This window comes from Paenibacillus sp. FSL H7-0735 (assembly GCF_038008505.1).
Lineage (GTDB): Bacteria > Bacillota > Bacilli > Paenibacillales > Paenibacillaceae > Paenibacillus_AQ > Paenibacillus_AQ odorifer.
The window spans coordinates 5,470,539-5,488,937 of sequence record NZ_JBBOZH010000001.1; the positions used below are offsets into that span (position 1 = coordinate 5,470,539).

General features: G+C 46.5%; 18 protein-coding genes and 1 other annotated feature. Of the genes, 1 reads left to right on the top strand and 17 read right to left on the bottom strand.

What is annotated here, in order from left to right:
- Nucleotides 1-25: 25 nt before the first annotated feature.
- Nucleotides 26-997, bottom strand: a complete 972-nt coding sequence (locus tag NSS82_RS24875; RefSeq protein WP_038572843.1) for an RluA family pseudouridine synthase — start codon at nucleotides 995-997, stop codon at nucleotides 26-28.
- Nucleotides 990-1,502, bottom strand: coding sequence for a signal peptidase II (gene lspA, locus NSS82_RS24880; protein WP_036683603.1), 513 nt, complete (start codon nucleotides 1,500-1,502; stop codon nucleotides 990-992). Before lspA ends, NSS82_RS24875 begins: the two co-directional genes overlap by 8 nt.
- 246 nt (nucleotides 1,503-1,748) lie before the next feature.
- Between lspA and NSS82_RS24885 the strand changes: the two genes are divergently transcribed.
- On the top strand, nucleotides 1,749-2,471 hold the full coding sequence (locus NSS82_RS24885) for a TraR/DksA C4-type zinc finger protein (protein ID WP_036683605.1): 723 nt from the start codon (nucleotides 1,749-1,751) through the stop codon (nucleotides 2,469-2,471).
- Between the two features lie 92 nt (nucleotides 2,472-2,563).
- Here NSS82_RS24885 and NSS82_RS24890 read toward each other — a convergent pair whose 3' ends face one another.
- From NSS82_RS24890 to NSS82_RS24960, 15 genes are all read right to left on the bottom strand, one after another.
- The gene (locus NSS82_RS24890) at nucleotides 2,564-2,854 is read right to left on the bottom strand and encodes a DUF5665 domain-containing protein (RefSeq protein ID WP_282579970.1); all 291 of its coding nucleotides are present in this window, start codon (nucleotides 2,852-2,854) and stop codon (nucleotides 2,564-2,566) included.
- Between the two features lie 335 nt (nucleotides 2,855-3,189).
- Nucleotides 3,190-6,282 carry an isoleucine--tRNA ligase gene (gene ileS / locus NSS82_RS24895; RefSeq protein WP_036683608.1) on the bottom strand — a complete coding sequence of 1,031 codons (3,093 nt, stop codon included), beginning with the start codon at nucleotides 6,280-6,282 and terminating at the stop codon, nucleotides 3,190-3,192.
- 826 nt (nucleotides 6,283-7,108) lie between these two features.
- Nucleotides 7,109-7,383: a binding site (T-box leader), on the bottom strand.
- A 184-nt stretch (nucleotides 7,384-7,567) separates the two neighbouring features.
- Nucleotides 7,568-8,080, bottom strand: coding sequence for a DivIVA domain-containing protein (locus tag NSS82_RS24900; protein ID WP_051491297.1), 513 nt, complete (start codon nucleotides 8,078-8,080; stop codon nucleotides 7,568-7,570).
- Between the two features lie 227 nt (nucleotides 8,081-8,307).
- A complete protein-coding gene (locus tag NSS82_RS24905) occupies nucleotides 8,308-9,090 on the bottom strand; it encodes a YlmH family RNA-binding protein (protein ID WP_038572849.1) in 783 nt (260 codons plus the stop codon).
- A 9-nt stretch (nucleotides 9,091-9,099) separates the two neighbouring features.
- Nucleotides 9,100-9,366, bottom strand: a complete 267-nt coding sequence (locus tag NSS82_RS24910; RefSeq protein ID WP_036683616.1) for a YggT family protein — start codon at nucleotides 9,364-9,366, stop codon at nucleotides 9,100-9,102.
- A gap of 7 nt (nucleotides 9,367-9,373) precedes the next feature.
- Nucleotides 9,374-9,814, bottom strand: a complete 441-nt coding sequence (locus NSS82_RS24915) for a cell division protein SepF (protein ID WP_036683619.1) — start codon at nucleotides 9,812-9,814, stop codon at nucleotides 9,374-9,376.
- Between the two features lie 11 nt (nucleotides 9,815-9,825).
- Complete coding sequence (locus NSS82_RS24920; RefSeq protein WP_038572851.1) at nucleotides 9,826-10,512, bottom strand: YggS family pyridoxal phosphate-dependent enzyme; 687 nt, start codon at nucleotides 10,510-10,512, stop codon at nucleotides 9,826-9,828.
- A 3-nt stretch (nucleotides 10,513-10,515) separates the two neighbouring features.
- A complete protein-coding gene (gene pgeF / locus NSS82_RS24925) occupies nucleotides 10,516-11,373 on the bottom strand; it encodes a peptidoglycan editing factor PgeF (protein WP_038572853.1) in 858 nt (285 codons plus the stop codon).
- 104 nt (nucleotides 11,374-11,477) lie between these two features.
- On the bottom strand, nucleotides 11,478-11,822 hold the full coding sequence (locus NSS82_RS24930; protein WP_036683628.1) for a YlmC/YmxH family sporulation protein: 345 nt from the start codon (nucleotides 11,820-11,822) through the stop codon (nucleotides 11,478-11,480).
- 130 nt (nucleotides 11,823-11,952) lie between these two features.
- The gene (sigG, locus tag NSS82_RS24935) at nucleotides 11,953-12,735 is read right to left on the bottom strand and encodes an RNA polymerase sporulation sigma factor SigG (RefSeq protein ID WP_036683631.1); all 783 of its coding nucleotides are present in this window, start codon (nucleotides 12,733-12,735) and stop codon (nucleotides 11,953-11,955) included.
- Between the two features lie 78 nt (nucleotides 12,736-12,813).
- Nucleotides 12,814-13,536: an RNA polymerase sporulation sigma factor SigE gene (gene sigE, locus NSS82_RS24940; protein ID WP_036683937.1), complete on the bottom strand. Its 723-nt coding sequence runs from the start codon at nucleotides 13,534-13,536 to the stop codon at nucleotides 12,814-12,816.
- Nucleotides 13,537-13,628: 92 nt separating this feature from the next.
- Nucleotides 13,629-14,576, bottom strand: coding sequence for a sigma-E processing peptidase SpoIIGA (spoIIGA, locus tag NSS82_RS24945; RefSeq protein WP_036683940.1), 948 nt, complete (start codon nucleotides 14,574-14,576; stop codon nucleotides 13,629-13,631).
- 269 nt (nucleotides 14,577-14,845) lie between these two features.
- Nucleotides 14,846-15,967 (bottom strand): cell division protein FtsZ, encoded by a 1,122-nt coding sequence (ftsZ, locus tag NSS82_RS24950; RefSeq protein ID WP_036683633.1) that lies wholly within the window; start codon nucleotides 15,965-15,967, stop codon nucleotides 14,846-14,848.
- A 61-nt stretch (nucleotides 15,968-16,028) separates the two neighbouring features.
- A complete protein-coding gene (gene ftsA / locus NSS82_RS24955) occupies nucleotides 16,029-17,291 on the bottom strand; it encodes a cell division protein FtsA (RefSeq protein WP_036683637.1) in 1,263 nt (420 codons plus the stop codon).
- A gap of 343 nt (nucleotides 17,292-17,634) precedes the next feature.
- Nucleotides 17,635-18,390: a cell division protein FtsQ/DivIB gene (locus NSS82_RS24960; RefSeq protein ID WP_038572856.1), complete on the bottom strand. Its 756-nt coding sequence runs from the start codon at nucleotides 18,388-18,390 to the stop codon at nucleotides 17,635-17,637.
- Nucleotides 18,391-18,399 lie beyond the last annotated feature (9 nt).

Below are 18,399 nucleotides of genomic sequence, written 5' to 3' on the forward strand. Positions count from 1 at the left end.
AGACTAATTATCACTTCATTTGTACTTATCTGCTGCGTAGTGTGAACAGGACTTCTTCCATGTCCTCCGGAATAGGTCTGCTGAATTCTTTATATTCACCTGTGGTAGGATGAATAAATCCGAGCACCGCCGCATGCAACGCTTGTCCATTCATCGTAGTGCCCTTGCTGCGTCCATATATCGGATCACCTACAAGTGGATGGCCAATGAACTTCATATGTACCCTGATCTGATGCGTGCGGCCAGTCTCCAGCTGCAGCTCCAGCAGTGTACAATCTCCGAAGCGTTCCATTACTGTAAAATGGGTCACGGATTTTTTGCTGTTCTTTTCGGTTACTGTGTATAGCTTGCGATCATGTGGATCTCTGCCAATCGGTGCGTCAACAGTGCCCTTATCATGCGACAAGTTGCCGTGTACGACTGCAATATATCGGCGCGTAACACTATGCTCTTTAAGCTGTGCGGCAAGTGAGGCATGACTGGCATCATTCTTAGCCACCATGATAAGACCAGAGGTATCCTTATCGATCCGATGTACAATACCTGGACGAATCTCACCGTTAATGCCGGACAGATCCTTACAGTGATACATCAGCGCATTTACTAAGGTGCCTGACGGATGTCCCGCAGCTGGGTGCACAACCATGCCCCGGGGTTTATTAATCACAATGACATCGCTGTCTTCATATACAACTTCAAGAGGAATGTTCTCCGCGATCAAATCCGTTACTTCTGCTTCAGGGACAACAACGCTAACCACGTCGCCTTCCGATAGCTTATAGTTGGCTTTCACTGGCTTGCCATTAACCGTAACGTTACCGCCGCTGATCCACAGCTGCACCTGAGAACGGGAAATTTCTTCTTCCCATGATTCCGTAATATATTTATCGATTCGCTCCCGCGCGTTCTCTGCCGAAACGGTCCATTCCGTGACGTCCCTCTCTTCTTCGCTCGTAGATGCCGCTTGGTGATTGACGTCTTTATTCAAATCATTCATTCCCTTCTCTTACTTCCTTTGCTTCTTTTACTTCTTTTATTTCTGTAATTTCTTCGCCGTTTTTAAGGTCACGAAAAGAATCCAGAAGAATCAATCCAACCCCAATGACGATACAAGAATCCGCCACATTAAAAATCGGGAAGCTATAGCTCCCAAAATTGAACAGAAGGAAATCAACAACCTCACCATTGATTATCCGGTCCAGGAAGTTACCGATAGCTCCACCCAGTACAAGCCCTAGGGCAACAGATAACAGCTTCCGCGAGTGTCTAGTCTTGTTCAAATACCAAACGATACCACTAACCACTACAACCGTAACTAGAAAGAAGAACCATTGCTGACCTTCGAGAATCCCAAAAGCAGCCCCGCGATTGCGATGAGAGGTAATCAGGAAAAAATCTCCGATAACAGAAATCTGTTCTCCGATCTCCAGACGTGTAGCAATGAGATACTTTGTCCCTTGATCCACCAAAAATACAATAAGAGCAATCAAATAGTACACCACAGAAGTTGTCACTCCGTTCTTATTTTTCCCGCTAAATGCGGTACGAATACTGTTTAAAGACTTGTATATTGTAGCACAGCCCTTAAAGAATCGTCTATTGCGGGACATCCGCTAAGTTCAATCTTGGGGACTATTTTCCAGCGGTAAAATCCCTGCTCTCCGGTCAACCTAACAGAAGAACCATCCGGTGTTATCCGGCAAGTCGGAATGATTCTTATAAAAGGTACAGAAAGGAGCTTTCTCATTATGACGCACCTGACAGTACAGCAGCTCTCAGAGCTACGTGCACGATTGGAAAAAGATCGGGATACGATTCAGCGCAGGCTTCAGAATAATGAGCATTACGGCTTAGATGAATCCATGCGGGATGGTTCCGGAGAACTTTCCGAGAATGACAACCATCCAGGAGATGCAGCCACCGATTTGTATAATCGCTCCATGGACATTTCACTGTTAGAACGGGACGAGCATGAGCTGGACGATATTGAAGCTGCTTTATCCGCTATGGATAATGGCACTTATGGGATATGCAAGGCTAGTGGTGAGCCGATCCCTTTTGAACGTTTATCTGCCATCCCTTCCACACTTTATTGTAAAGAGCACAACCCGCGGCAAAACGCACCTTTCACTCGTCCAGTGGAAGAGGAGCTGTTATCTCCACCTTTTGGACGCACCAGTCTGGATGAGCGCGACGATCAAAACGGTTTTGACGGCGAGGATGCCTGGCAGATTGTTGAAAGCTGGGGTACCTCGAATTCTCCCGCCATGGCGGAGGGCAACAATATTGATTCTTATAATGATATGGAGATTGAAGCCGATGAGCTAGAAGGCTGCGTAGAGCCTTGGGAGAACTTTATCGCCACAGATATCACGGGCAACAATCTGATTGTAGTGCCGGGACGGAGCTACCAGCGTTATTTGGACAGTGACGAGGCAACCCATAGTCTTGATCCTCTCGAGGAAGACTAAACACAGATGTCCCATACACAAAATCATTTAAACGGCGTACTGTTCCAGTTTTAAGGAATGGTTCGCTGTTTTTAATCTTAACGTTTCGATGGCTATTTGAACTCTAGCTGACGCTGTACAATCCGCACAATATCCGCAATATAATCCCCAATGATCGGTAGATTGAGCGCGCCTAGTCCCTGAAGGATATAAATAATCGTTGCCGCAAAAAAAGTAAAACCCAGTGCAATCCCAACTCCCCGAGCTGCTCCAAATAAAATATTTCTCCAAATCAACCGCCAAGGTGAATATAGTAGATCCGTATATTGATAAATTCGGGATTTTTCCAAAATATGAGCCCACTCAAAGGTCAATCGGTACATCGTATTCATTTTTTCTTCCAGCGGAATATCCTCGGGATTACGCGGATCTGCTGTTAGATACTCAGGATTAACTTCAGGAAAAGCCTTATTCTCCTTTTCCTTGTCTGGGTTATTCTTATTGCCGGATGTCTTAATGGAGATTCTCCTCTTGTTTCCCTCCACAGCTACGGCTCCTCTCATATGTCTTTCCTTCGCTACAAAGTAAACGAGCCCGGCCAAAGAGAATTCATCTCCTTAAGCTCGGGACTCGTTAGTTTTGCGCCGAAATATAAAGACTATATTTCCCGCATAAACGGAAGATCTCCGTTTACACTTATGCCGCTAGTATATGCTGTTTTGGGACAGGTAATGCAGAATTATGCTTCGATATGGATACCGATTGATTTATCACCGACTTCTACCGTCTCAAAAGCATGTTCTCCATCAAAATCAACCGTAGTCACAAGTACATTGTCTCGCAGTACATTGTCAAATGCTGTAACAGCTGCTTTTAGCTCATCGTCTAACTTCAAAGTGAGTGCGATCCGTTTCTCGATCGGCAGATCCAGACGTTTACGGTAATCTTGAACCGCACGAATAATCTCACGAACCCAGCCTTCTTGTTCAAGCTCAGGCGTGATTTCGGTATTGAGCGCAACCGTAACTCCATATCCGGAAGCTGCGGCGAAACCTGCTTTGGCTTGTTTTTCAACAAGCAGCTCTTCAGAAGTGATTACAAGCTCTTCACCTTCAGGTGTCGCAATCGCGATTGAGCCGTCTTGCACCGCTTTACGGGTAGAGTCACTATCCATAGCTTTCAGAAAGCCTTGCAGGAAGCCTACGTTTTTACCGTATTTTTTACCGGCAACCTTAAGATTCAGCTTGAGTGTGAAATCAACAAATCCGCTGTCACTGTTCTCCAGCACGATGTTCTTGATGTTGATCTCGTCTTTGATGATCTCTTCATACTCAGACAAATGGAAGTCACGGTTCATCGAAACGATCAGCTCGGACAGCGGTTGACGATTCTTAATGCCTGTTTCGTTACGTACGTTACGCGCCAGCTCAACGATCTGTCTTGCACTTTCCATATCCTCTTCCAGCTCTTTATCGATCAAGTTCTCGTCAGCAACCGGGTAGTCTGCCAAATGCACACTTTCTCCGCCGCCAAGGTTCGTGAAGATATCTTCGGACAACATCGGTGTAAATGGAGCCATCAAAGTCGCTGTCGCCAAAAGCACATGAGTCAACGTACGGTAAGCATCCAATTTATCTTCACCTAGACCACTACCCCAGAAGCGGTCACGGGAACGACGGATATACCAGTTGCTCAGCTCATCCACAAAGTTCTCAATCGCTCTAGACGTATTTACGAAGTCATTTACCGCAAGTCCTTTATCCACCAAAAGAATCAAGCTGTTCAGACGGGACAGGATCCAGCGGTCCAACTTATGTTTTGATACCTTAAAAGGATGATCGGCTGGGTCGTATCCATCGATGCCCGCATAAAGCGTTAAGAAGGCATGTGTATTCACCAGCGTATCCACTACTTTAGATTTTGTCTCACCTACAAGACCACGCGAGAAACGTTTATTATTCCACGGTGCACTGTCGGACAAAATAGCCCAACGGAATGCATCCGTGCCGTAATCGTTCATGATTTCCCAAGGATCAATAACATTGCCTTTGGATTTGGACATTTTTTGACCATTCTCATCGAGGATATGACCGTGAGCAATAACTGCTTTATATGGAGCTTTACCCTTAAACAAGGTGGATACTGCAAGCAAGCTGTAGAACCATCCGCGGGTTTGGTCGATCCCTTCACAGATCATATCTGCCGGGTACTGATCATTCAGCTTATCCTCGTTCTCAAATGGATAATGGCTTTGTGCAAAAGGCATTGAGCCACTGTCGAACCATACGTCGATCACTTCCGATGTACGAACCATCTCTGCACCTTCGCTAAACGGACTGCGCAGCTTGATCTTATCCACGAAAGGTTTATGCAGCTCGATATCTTCCGGAACATCACCAATCGCCATCGCTCTTAGCTCTTCAATGCTGTGTGGTGCAAACTCTTTGCCCGTTTCTTGACATACCCAGACGTTGAGGGGTGTACCCCAATAACGGTTACGGCTGATATTCCAGTCAACCAGTTCATCCAAGAACTTCCCGAAACGACCTTCACGTACATGCTCAGGGTACCAAGCCACACTGTTGTTGTTAGCAATCAGCTGATCTTTGATCGCTGTAGTGTTGATGAACCAGCTGTCTGTTGCGTAATACAAAAGTGGTGTATCACAACGCCAGCAGAACGGATAGCTATGCTCGTATTTCTCTTTACCGTAAAGCAATCCTTTTTCAGACAAAACCTTAATGATATCCAGATCGCAATCCTTAACAAAACGTCCCGCAAAATCAGAAACTACATCCGTATACTTACCGGAATTATCAACCACATTTACGAAGCTGATGCCATTCTCACGGCAAGTCTTGTAGTCATCTTCACCATGTGCTGGTGCCATGTGTACGATCCCTGTACCACTGGAATCTGTAACGAAAGAAGCACCTACGATAACATTACTTTTCTCTGCCTTAATATATCCGAATGGAGGTGCGTAAGTTTTACCGATAAACTCGGAACCTTTATGTGTAGAAAGGACTGTGTGCTCGCCTTTCATTACTTCTTCGACCAAGTTTTTAGCAACGATGTACACACCATCTTCTTGTTGCACACGTACATAATCCATGTCCGGGTTCATAGCTAGCGCCATATGGGCTGGCAAGGTCCAAGGTGTTGTCGTCCAAGCCAATACGTAGTCTCCGCTGTCATCCAGCTTGAACTTCGCAGTTGCACTGAGATCCTTAACGGTTTTGTAGCCTTGGGCAACTTCATGCGAGCTTAATGTAGTCTGGCAGCTCGGGCAATACGGGCTAACACGGTGTCCGCGGTAAAGCAACCCGTTCTCATGCACTGTAGCCAAGATGTTCCATACACTTTCGATATAGGTGTTATCCAAGGTTACGTAAGGATTATCTAGATCTGTCCAGTATCCAATCGCTTCTGTAAATTCACGCCATTGCTTCTCATAACCGAAGACGCTGTCTTTACATTCCTGGATGAATTTTTCTACGCCATATTCCTCAATCTCTTGTTTACCGGAGATGCCAAGCTTCTTTTGTACGCCTAGTTCTACTGGCAGACCGTGTGTATCCCAGCCTGCTTTACGTACTACGCGGTAACCTTTCATTGTCTGGTAACGACCGATGAAATCCTTGATTACCCGTCCCAGCACGTGTCCGATATGCGGCGCACCGTTTGCTGTTGGCGGACCTTCATAGAATACATAGTTTGGACGTCCCTCACGGTTCTCCATGGACTTGCGGAACGTATTCTCTTCGTTCCATTTCTTCAATATGCGGACATCTCTTGCCCGCGCCTTTTCTCTGACATCTACTTTTTGCATGTGATGGTCAATCCTTTCATGGATTAGTCTATAAAGCTCTTTTCGATCCTTGGGCGATCCTGGCAGCAGCTGCCACTTCTTTGCCCTGGCACCCGAGCTGCGATCCCGTAGGGCAGCAATCGCTCGGGGGCTTCGGCGGCATTGCGCAGCAACCGCCCCTTCTTTCCGGGCACCCGAGCCGCGATCCCGTTAGGGCAGCAATCGCTCGGGGTGCCAATGAGCGACCTTGCGCAGCTGGTCGCGCACCGCTCTTGCCCTGGCACCCGAGCCGCGATCCCGTTAGGGCAGCAATCGCTCGGGGCGCCAATGAGCGACCTTGCGCAGCTGGTCGCGCACCGCTCTTGCCCTAGCTCCCGAGCCGCGATCCCGTTAGGGCAGCAATCGCTCGGGGTGCCAATGAGCGACCTTGCGCAGCTGGTCGCACACCGCTCTTGCCCTGGCTCCCGAGCCGCGATCCCATAGGGCAGCAATCGCTCGGGGCGCCAATGAGCGACCTTGCGCAGCTGGTCGCTCACCGCTCTTGCCCTAGCTCCCGAGCCGCGATCCCGTTAGGGCAGCAATCGCTCGGGGCGCCAATGAGCGACCTTGCGCAGCTGGTCGCGCACCGCTCTTGCCGTTAAGGCCCCGCAGGCGAACCCGCCAGGGGAGCCTAAGAAGGGCCGCTCCTTCAGCCACATGATTCCGTTCGTTTCCACCACCGTACCTATTTGCACGAGGCTTTACTTTGCGGGTGTCCAGAGGGCGGCAGCCCTTGGGGTCCCCCTTAGAAAGGGGGATTTAGGGGGATGGCCGCCCCGGAACAACAAAATAAGCGTCATCCCACCCCCAAAGGGGCGAGACGACGCTCGCGATACCACCCTAATTCTGCGCATGAGCACATCCTTAAGGGGAGTGTATTCAGCACAATCTCAGTCCTGCGCGTAAATCTTGTGCACAGGTCCGGTGTAACGTCCGGCAGACGGTTAAGCTTACGCACGATCAACGCTTCAGCTTAACTTCTAGGGGAAGATCTTCCGGCAGGGCTCGAACAATCGGCTCTCAGCAATCGCCGACTCTCTGGAGAACGTTACCTTGTCGTACTTGTCCCGTCATCGAATACATATAAACATTATACAGATATGTTCTATTTATAGACTTTTTGAATCTAAATGTCAACAGCCATTCGCCCAATCTAGCTATTAAGGACGTACTTGCAATGGAGTTCACTTTATTATGGTCTATTTTATCGGAAAATAAAAATAGAGGGAATAGCTCCCTCTATTTAGCCAATTATCGTCTGAAACCTTTAGATGCGATGAAGAACATCATCCTTGAAGGCTACGTTCTCGCTCGCCTCACGACTCTCTAAGGCATTCCAGTCATCCTGTGATAACAGCTCCAGCTGAGCTTCCACTAATGTCCGGAAACGAGTGCGATAGATCGAAGCTTGCTTACGCAATTCTTCAGTCTCAATAGCAACCTTACGGGATTTGGATAACGCTTCGTTAATAATCCGATCGGCGTTTTTCTCCGCTTCCTTGATAATGAGTTGGGATTCCTTCTTGGAGTTGTTCTTCACATCATCCGCCGCTTCCTGAGCGACTAAGATCGTCTTCGATAAACTTTCTTCAATATTCACAAAATGATCCAGACGCTCTTGAATAGACAAAAGCTGATTCTGCAGTTCCTTGTTCTCACGGATGACGCTTTCGTAATCCTTGATCACTTGATCTAGAAATTCGTTGACCTCGTCCTCATCATAACCGCGAAGTCTCCGAGAAAACTCCTTGTTATGTATATCGAGCGGTGTTAATGGCATGCTGTGCACCTCCTAGAAATTTCGGACCTTCTTTATCTCTAAATCGCAACTAAGCGGCAGACAAAGAAGAAAGACTGTACTTCAAGTAAAGGCAGAAGGTGTTTCTGTGTTCCGCCTGCCATTTATGGTCCGCCTCTTCTTTAAAGTATCGGCGTCCAGCTTTAAAAATGTTTGATTCCCTCGAAATAATCAATTTCGACAAGTAAGACCGTATTCCTGCAAGGGATTCACACAAATTTACCAATCTGAACACGGTATCGGCCCTTTTTCGTCAAACTGCCGACCTCTAGCACCTTGAAGCGACCGAAGCCTTGAATAGATACCATGTCACCATCCTTAAGACTGCAGGATGGGTCTTCCTCCACTTTCCAGTTTACCCGAACGCGTCCAGCCTTGATGGGAGCAAGAATTTTGCTTCGGCTAAGCCGTGTTACATCTGCGGCAATGCCATCCAATCGCAGGGACGCTACAGTCAAATCCATCACTTCCAGCTTAACCTCACTATTACGCAAGGCGGAAAGGGGTAATACTTCCGTACTTACCTGTATCCGGTGCACTCCAGTTAAATTCATAGCTAAATAATCTGCAATATCAGCAGCGACTACAACATGACAACCATCGTCCAGAACATGAATATCACCGATTTTGCCTCGTTTAACGCCCAGCCCCAGAATAGAACCCATGTAGTCCCCGTGCTCCAAGGCCAGAAACTTCTGCTCCCCTGAGGTTATCGCAAGCACCTTCAGCTCCATGTCTTCCTGATCCAGATCACGATAATCAGGGGCGACAAGCGCTCGCTTCCGCTCTGCCTCAGCATGTCCACCCTCCCATTTAACAATCACGTCAGGATGGCGGTTAACTAAAGTTTGCAGAATAAAACCTTGGCGGGGATCGAGAAATTCAGTTAATTTAGTCTCATGATATTCTCCAGCGTTGGTAACCCATTCAAAGGCCTTGTCCACAAATTGACGTTCATCGGGATGAAAATGCCCGTAAACTTCGTTCTTCATCACAGATGCCTAAAAAATCAAATGCAGGATAGATTTAAGTCCGCCTGCTGCGAATTCCAAGACAAGTAATGCAATGATTGGAGAGATATCAAGTGTACCGAAGAGCGGTGGAATAAACCGTCTGAAAGGTGTTAAATACGGCTCTACGAGTTTGCTTAGCAGTTCTCCAATGAAGTTATCACGAACGTTGGGTAACCAGGACATTAGCACATAGAAAATAATCATGTAAAAATAAATATTAAACAAAATATCGATAATGTAATCAATTTGAAGCAAAGCCCATTCACCTCATTCTGTTATAGTCTTGATCGTCACCTAGGATTTCTGTAATGGAGCCTTGAATTTCAACAGTATCTGGAGTGCACATAAATATATTGCCCCCAATTTTAGAGATTCCTCCCCCAAGGGCATAAACAGTTCCACTGAGAAAATCAATAATTCTCATTGCTTGATCATTGCGAACACGCTGCAGGTTAATTACTACCGTCCGATGCGAACGGAGATGATCAGCAATCTCCTGTGCCTCATCATATGAACGTGGTTCATATAATACAACCTTGACATTTTTTTGCGAATGGATACTGACAACGTTGCCCCTTTGATTTTTGCGGGTTTCTACAGGGGCCGGCTCATACTCATCCTCTTCGTGGATTTGCTCCCGCTCCACAACTTCCTCTTCCTCCTGCAAGCCCAAAAAACTCATAAATCGGTTCATAACGCTCATCACGATCCCTCCTAATGGCCTACTAACACCGTACCCAGGCGTACCCAGGTAGCTCCTTCCTGTATCGCCACTTCAAAATCATTCGACATTCCCATGGACAGCTCCGTAATCGGCTCAGGTGTCAAAGCAAGTTGATTAAGCTCATCGCGCAGCTCACGAAGTCCGCGAAATACAGGACGGGTAAGCTCTGGATCACCTTCTAAAGGTGCCATCGTCATAAGTCCAATTACCTTAACGCGGTCCAAACTAGCGATTTCACGTAAAAATCCAGGTACTGCCTCAGGTGACAGACCGAACTTCGTATCTTCGCCAGAGATATTCACTTGAAGAAACACATTTACTTCCTGATCGGCGGCAAGCGCCTTTTTGTGTAATTCTTGCGCCAGAGACATCCGGTCCAAAGAGTGTATATATTGAAATTTTCCAATAACGTCTTTAACCTTATTGGTTTGCAAATGCCCGATAAAATGCCATGTCCCTTTGTCCCCTAAAACCTTCCATTTGTGCTCAGCATCCTGCCAGCGACTCTCGGCAATATGCTCTAGTCCTGCCTCCAATACGGAGGATACCATTTCCAGAGAAACATATTTCGTCACTGCAATTACCTTGACGTCATTACGATCCCGGCCGCTTGCCGCGCAGGCACGTGCTACACGTTCCTCTACCTCAGCAATTCTCTCCTGCAGTGTTAAAGACAACTTTCAACTCTCCTTTATTCCGATCCAGCTCGTCATTCTGCCTGTAATACCGTTTTCTTTGCGATATGAAAAAAACAAATCACGATTACAGCTTGTACACCATGTTGTACATTCGATATGAGTCGGCAATATTCCTGCTTTTATCATAATGCGTCGATTCATTTCTTTCAAGTTTAGCAAGTATTTACTCTGATCAGTCTCTGAGGCTCTGTAAAGCTCCACAGCATCGAAAGTTTCTATACCCTCATTCAAGCTGCCCTCCAACTGGCGAACATGCTCCATCACATAATCATCCACCTCATAACAGCAGTCGCCAATGGATGGACCGATCGCTGCCACAATATCATGTGGATTGCTGCCGTATACCGTTTGCAGCTTATTCACCATGGCTGCGGCAATCTGAGCCACCGTCCCTTTCCAGCCTGCATGCGCAAGACCGACGACTCTACGCACGGGATCATAAAAATAAAGGGGCACACAATCCGCATAAAAAGAAGTCAACAAAACCCCGGGCACATCCGTCAGCAGACCGTCCGTGGCTTGAAATGCCGATGCTCTGTCCTGTTGTCCCCGCCCACGGTCTACTTCCTTTACCACAGCTATCTCTGCCCCATGGGTTTGTTCTCCACAGGTCCATGCTTCCGGTTTGAAATCAAGAGCTTCGGCAAGCGCTCTCCGATTGCTCAGGACAGCTTCAGGAGCATCCCCAACGTGAAACGCACAATTCAGGCTGTCATAGGGCGCCTTGCTAGCCCCTCCCTGTCTACCAGTAAACCCCGCTGTAATTTCGTTATGCTCCACTCGCCACGGCTCCAGATGGAGCAGCATAAGCATTTCTTTCCCCTGCACAAACGGTTCCATTTCCTCACCTCCGCCTTAGTGTACCACATGTAAATACCCGTACAAAGTGACGCTTAAGCCAGATCGCCTAAATTCTTAAATAAAAAAACAAAAAACGCACCTAATTAATAAGTGCGCCGTTCGCTGCGATCTCCCCGCTCCAGATACATCGTTTCCCGCTCTTCCTGTCCCGGAGACATCCGTGACTCTTCAATCTTCACGAGCACTACATCGGACCCGATCTTGACTATATTCCGCCATGGAATAATCAGATCTGTCCCGCCTCCGAACAATCCCATAAACCGAGTGTATCCGGGTATAACGATGGCATCTATGACACCACGGCGCAAATCAAGCTCCAGATCACTAATCTGCCCCAGCCGCTTGCCATCTACAATGTTGATAACATCCTTCGTCTGAAAATCAGAGATTTTCATTTTTTTGGCAGACCCTTGATAATCCTCGTTCATCTCACCACCCCTGTACAATCCGACCTATAGTCCAATATATGATACGGAAGCTTGTCTACATTCATTAAAAAGAGGAGATCGCCCAAAATCCTTAACCCGGATTCTGGAATATCTCCTCATGGCTACTGCTCTAAGATTTCACGTGTTTTTGCATTTGCTGAATCGCAGATTTCTCCAAACGTGAGACCTGTGCCTGTGAAATGCCAATCTCGTCTGCGACCTCCATCTGTGTTTTCCCTTCGAAAAACCGCATGGATAAAATTCGTTTCTCCCTTTGTCCTAACTTACGCATCGCTTCACGTAATGCAATTTCTTCGATCCACGACACATCCTTATTCTTATCGTCGCTAATCTGGTCCATTACATAAATAGGATCGCCGCCGTCATGATAGATCGGCTCGAATAAGGACACTGGATCCTGAATGGCATCAAGAGCAAATACAACATCTTCCTTCGGCACACCCAGCGCTTCTGATATTTCGAATATCGTCGGTTCCCGCGAGTTCTGATTGGTCAGACTATCACGTACCTGGAGCGCCTTGTAAGCGATATCTCTGAGAGAACGTGATACCCGAATCGGGTTGTTATCACGCAGGTAACGCCGAATCTCACCGATAATCATCGGAACTGCATATGTGGAGAATTTAACGTTTTGTGATAAATCGAAATTATCAATGGCTTTCATCAGACCGATGCAACCCACCTGGAACAAATCGTCAACAAATTCTCCCCTATTATTGAACCTCTGGATAACGCTTAGAACAAGTCTAAGATTACCGTTTACCAATTTCTCTCTGGCGGATCGCTCGCCCTGCTGCTGCAGCGAAGTGAACAGTTGCCGCATTTCCACATTCGTTAGAACAGGCAGCTTAGCAGTATCCACACCGCAAATCTCGACTTTATTACGGGTCATGATGATTTACCTCCCAAGGAGAAACATTACTGTACATTATCTCCCGGGCTCGCCATTTTATTCCTTGCTAATTTCACCTTACACCATCTTGTTAAACTCCTTGCGCAGCCGCTTGATAATTCTTTTCTCCAGCCGCGAAATATAAGATTGGGAGATGCCAAGCAGATCGGCCACATCTTTTTGTGTCTTTTCTTCGCCTCCGCGCAGGCCAAATCTCAGCTCCATAATGAGTCTTTCCCGGTCACTCAGCTTTTCCAGTGCCTTTTGCAGCAGCTTGCGATCAACCTGTTCTTCTATGTTCCGATAAATGGTATCATTTTCCGTTCCTAATACGTCAGAAAGCAATAATTCATTGCCATCCCAATCAATATTAAGCGGCTCATCAAAAGAAACCTCACTCCGTGTCTTGCTGTTCCGCCGCAGATACATCAAGATTTCATTCTCTATGCAGCGGGATGCATAAGTAGCCAGTTTTATTTTTTTCTCAGGATCAAAAGTGTTCACAGCCTTAATTAAGCCAATAGCGCCAATCGAAACCAGATCCTCGATATTGATGCCGGTATTCTCAAATTTTCGAGCGATATATACTACCAAGCGAAGATTGCGCTCAATCAACATCGCACGAACAGCTGCATCGCCGCTAGACAGCCGCTGAAGCAGATATTCTTCTTCTTCCCGTGTCAGCGGTGGAGGAAGTGCCTCACTCCCGCCAATATAATAGATTTCCTGACTCTTCAGCCCTAGTAGAAACAGCATGCGGTAATATTGCAGCTGCAGAGCAATTTTCCATTTGACCATTATTTGTTCCTCCTCCAAGAAGTGCACGGTTCGCGTGTGAAGCTTTCAAATCCCGCTTTCAGCCATCAGAAGTTTGGTTCAGCTAGCTTTAAAGATTAGGAAGGCAGTGCTGCATCAATAGCGCTCTCTTTTTGAGTCAAATCAGGATGTATTACAGCCCGATAGGCTCCATCCCCCGACAATGTCCCACCATCCAGCCCGATCAAGACTCTTTTACAATAAAAGATATCTTCACCAAGCTTTATCGTCACCTGATCAGGCTTCAGTGCAAGCATAAATGATGCCCCCCGGTTAACTCCCCTGTAAGGCACCAGTCGCATCCTGTCCTGCCAAGCAAACGACTGCCCGTCCGTTTCTAGTAAAAGTTTGTCCGCTCCGTCCTGAGTGAGTCTACCTTTCCATGTTTCAGGCAGATGTCCCTCCCAGAGCGAAGATTCCATAACCATCACCGGTATGCGGGTCAAAGGATCACAAAGCCGGTTACCTGTGTCTAGCAGGCCGGGACAGGAAACAGTCACTCCATCAATTTCTACTACCACCTCACCGATATAGGTTTCAAGCTGCTCCCTTCTGATTCGTGAGGAGTGCACTGCCTTGAAGCAGATTAACACCAGGGGAAATACTGCAATTACAAACCAAAAACCAATCTTTAGGCGGTAAGCATGCCCTCCTGAAGCAGTGAACATAATACCATTCCAAATATCACCGGAGCTCTGCAGCAAATAGTGAATACCTACAATCCCACCAGCAGCTGCGAAGTTGATAATATAAAAAGCTCCCATAGTGCGAAGGTAGCTTTGCAGACTCCCAAAACCAAAGGCAATCCATAGCATAACCACCGACAATCCAAACTTAATGAGGAAGGTATACATGAAAGACAACTCCGGCACAAACATCATCACCACATAGAGCGCACCAACCAGAGCTGAGAGGACTAGCCGCCACCATGATATCCTCAGCTTGACCATCCAGCCTGTCAGCCACAATAGAATTCCGTCGATCACTAGATTGGCGGCGAATATCAAGTCAATATAAACAACCAGTGCATTCACCTGCCTACTATGGCGGAATCTATCCTGTAGCCAAAATGGATCAGGCTCTGTTTTTTGGACGATATGATTAGTATAAAAAGTCTCGCTTTCAAAGTCTGTCTAAACTTGGGGGGCATTCTTGAGGTTTTTTTGTCGAGTTATAGCGTGGGAGGGTTTTATTCCTTCTGAACAGCATTTCACATAAAAAAAGCACCGCAGTACCCTAGCTCTATTAGCTGGATAATACGGTGCTTTCATATCTTCTTGATAAAAATATTTAACTAGTCGTTGTTGCTACGATTACGGTTACGCAGGAACGTCGGAATATCCAACTGATCTGACGTGTTCTGATTCCCGAACGGACGCAGATTAGCAGCGTTCTTATCCGGTGCTGCCGCTGGCTCGTTATTCGTCGAGACCGGACGACGTCCTGGAGCTTCAGGCGATGGTTTATGTTCAAAGCCAGTAGCAATTACTGTTACTTTGATATCATCCTTCAGGCCTTCATCAATTATCGCACCAAAGATCATATTCACTTCAGGATCAGAGGCGGATGTAACGATCTCAGCCGCTTCATTGACTTCGTATAGGGAGAGGTTAGATCCTCCCGTAATATTCATGATTACGCCGCGGGCGCCTTCAATAGACGTTTCCAAGAGTGGGCTCATGATGGCTTTACGTGCTGCTTCAGACGCACGGTTCTCACCATTTGCTATACCAATTCCCATAAGCGCTGAACCGCGCTCTGTCATGATCGTCTTTACATCCGCAAAGTCAAGGTTAATCAGACCAGGAACCTTAATTAGGTCAGAGATACCTTGAACAGCCTGCCGGAGAACATTATCTGCTTCACGGAAAGCTTCCAACATCGGTGTTTTCTTATCAACGATCTCAAGCAAACGGTCATTTGGAATGACAATTAGCGTGTCGACTTTTTCTTTCAAAGCTTCGATTCCAAGCATTGCCTGGTTATAACGTTTTCTTCCTTCAAAAGTGAACGGGCGAGTAACTACACCCACAGTCAGGGCTCCACACTCTCTAGCAATTTCAGCTATAACTGGCGCCGCACCTGTACCTGTACCGCCACCCATTCCTGCAGTAACAAATACCATATCTGCACCTTTAAGGGTATTCGAAATCAGATCACGGGATTCCTCCGCTGCTTTCTTACCGACTTCAGGGTTGGCGCCTGCACCCAAACCGCGGGTCAGCTTGTCCCCAATCTGCAGCTTGTGCTCCGATTTGGCCATATGCAACGCTTGGGCGTCTGTATTAACCGTAATAAATTCTACACCCTGAACGCCGTTTTCAATCATCCGGTTGACAGCATTACTACCTCCGCCGCCCACGCCGATGACTTTTATTTGCGCCAAGCTCTCCATTTCAAAATCAAATTCTAACATATTGTTCCATCTCCCCCTCAATGTGCTTGGATGGCCGGTCCAAGTATATCTGGACTTACACTTATATAAACTCGCTAAACATATTTTTTAGACGCTCCACAAATCCGGGCTTCTGAACAGTTTCCTGACTCGGAGTGGCGTTCTGCTTGCTCCGGTTGACCGTCTTTTTGTTGCTGCTTCCACCACTGTTTCTTGCTCGGAAACTACGGACAACATTATGCAGAATACCGACACCGCCGGTAAACCCAGGGTCCCGTACACCGATATAATCCGGCACGGCGATGCGTACAGATGCAGCCAGCTCGGTCTGAGCAGCCTTCAATACACCCGGCATCGAGACAGTCCCACCTGTAAGTATATAACCTCCAGGCAGTTCACTGTAACCAAGCCGTTTAACTTCTTGACGAATCAGGTGGAATATTTCTTGCACCCTTGGCTCGATAATTGCCGCCAGATCCTCTTGGTTAAATTCCTTCTCCACGTTACTGCCAATGCGCAATACCTTGAAGACAACGTCTGAGGCTGCATCGTCAATCCATGCGCAACCATATTTAAGTTTTACCTTCTCCGCTTGATCAGTAAGCGTCCGAAGTCCGTAGGCAATATCATTGGTTACGAATTCTCCTCCGATCGGAATCGTGGAGGTTGCACTAAGAGAACCCTCTTCGTATATGGCTATTGTTGTTGAGCCCGCACCAATATCAACCAGAACAGATCCCATCGATTTCTCGTCCTTGGACAGCGCCAATCCACCAGCTCCAAGAGACATCAGCACAAGATCCTTTACCTTCAGCCCTGATTTCTCAACACAGCGTAGTAGATTATGTATTGGCGTCTTAGCACCCGTAATGATTGTTGCCTCAACTTCCAGACGAACACCAATCATTCCGCGTGGGTCTTGAATTCCTTCAAGACCATCGACGATAAATTGTTTGGGAACAACATCAATCACTTCACGCTCCGGAGGCATAGCAATGACTTCCGCAGCTTTAATTACGCGATCGATATCATCATCGCCGATTTCACGATCCTCATTCTGAACGGCCACAACACCGTGGCTGGATTGCAGGCCAATATGATTACCGGAAATGCCTACATAAACCTCTGATATTTGAATACCCACCATCTGCTCTGCATGATCTATAGCACTTTTGATCGATTGCACAGTTTGGTCGATATCGACAATCGCGCCTTTACGTATTCCTTCCGAATCAGCAGATCCAACGCCAATAATATTAAAGGTTCCATTGGTAACTTCCCCAATTATTGCCCGAACTTTGGATGTACCGATGTCCAAACTAACAATGATGTCATTGTTGCTCAAGTCCTATGGCACCTCCTGTTATAATCATAATTAATTGCATTACCTTATCCCGGTCCCGGGAAACTTCTCTGTACATATTCAACATACCTAATCCTTTCCCTCTTTTTTCTACAAATTTTTTGAACGGAATAATATTCCAACATCCCCAAATGTGAATAGTTACTCATATGTTATTGTAAAAATAGCAATTATCACAAGAAATATCGGCCTAATTGGTCATTTCAACCAAATATAGTACTATATCTCAAAAAAATCGAAGAAAAAAGAGGGATATAGCTTCTTGCCCGTAACTCCGATTGTAGCATTTTTTTAACTCTATTAGTAGGGACTATTTACCTCCACACTACTCTTGCGCAACATCTTCTTCATCGCTTTCAACCTGAAAAGGAACATATGAATCGGCTTCTAGCATTTTAATGAGTCCAGGCTGTTCAGTCTCTATAATCTGATTCAAATAGGACACCTTGCTCTTTAGCAAAGAGATGGCTGTAATCACCTCAAAACGGGATCTAGTATAGAGCTTGATCCGGTCTGGAAAAGACAAGGTTGGCGAAGGAACAATCTCAGAGATATCACTTGTCAATTCATTAGGAATGCTTGCTAATGCTTGACAAAGCTTAGCCTTATTCGGATCTTCCGGGTCCCAGTTCGTTAATATAGGTTTCTCAACAGCAATTCCAGTCTCATTAACAGGCACTGCAGCTCCACTGGACAGAATCGCCTTTAAGAGGCCTCCCTGTTCCAGTTCATAAGCTACCGCAGGGAATTCCTCAATCTTTACTGTGATCACCCCGGGGAAATCCTTCTGCACGCTGACGTCTTTAATCGTCTTAAGCTTCAGCAGAGATTCTTCCACAGCTTTAGTTGATACAGCAAAGAATTGCCCACCTATTTTAATTCCACTTTGTGAGAGTAACTCTTCACTAGTAGAATACTTGCTACCTTGAAAATCTATCACTGTAATATGGCTAATAGACGATCTGAAAAAAATCACAGCAAGAAGCGCAGTGAACAGCAGCAGCAGGATCGCCGTAATCTTACGGCTCATTTTTTTCTTAGGCTTGTCCTCTTTAAGAAGAGGTAATCGGGTTGTAGTCATTCTCATATC

Bases quoted from the DNA above. Each gene is read 5' to 3' on its own strand.
- NSS82_RS24900 (WP_051491297.1), bottom strand. From the start codon at position 8,080: ATGCCATTAACACCGCTCGATATACATAACAAGGAGTTTTCTCGGAGA.
- NSS82_RS24875 (WP_038572843.1), bottom strand. From the start codon at position 997: ATGAATGATTTGAATAAAGACGTCAATCACCAAGCGGCATCTACGAGC.
- NSS82_RS24960 (WP_038572856.1), bottom strand. From the start codon at position 18,390: ATGACTACAACCCGATTACCTCTTCTTAAAGAGGACAAGCCTAAGAAA.
- NSS82_RS24905 (WP_038572849.1), bottom strand. From the start codon at position 9,090: ATGAAGAACGAAGTTTACGGGCATTTTCATCCCGATGAACGTCAATTT.
- NSS82_RS24930 (WP_036683628.1), bottom strand. From the start codon at position 11,822: ATGAACGAGGATTATCAAGGGTCTGCCAAAAAAATGAAAATCTCTGAT.
- NSS82_RS24885 (WP_036683605.1), top strand. From the start codon at position 1,749: ATGACGCACCTGACAGTACAGCAGCTCTCAGAGCTACGTGCACGATTG.
- NSS82_RS24915 (WP_036683619.1), bottom strand. From the start codon at position 9,814: ATGAGCGTTATGAACCGATTTATGAGTTTTTTGGGCTTGCAGGAGGAA.
- pgeF (WP_038572853.1), bottom strand. From the start codon at position 11,373: ATGGAACCGTTTGTGCAGGGGAAAGAAATGCTTATGCTGCTCCATCTG.
- ileS (WP_036683608.1), bottom strand. From the start codon at position 6,282: ATGCAAAAAGTAGATGTCAGAGAAAAGGCGCGGGCAAGAGATGTCCGC.
- ftsZ (WP_036683633.1), bottom strand. From the start codon at position 15,967: ATGTTAGAATTTGATTTTGAAATGGAGAGCTTGGCGCAAATAAAAGTC.
- sigG (WP_036683631.1), bottom strand. From the start codon at position 12,735: ATGACCCGTAATAAAGTCGAGATTTGCGGTGTGGATACTGCTAAGCTG.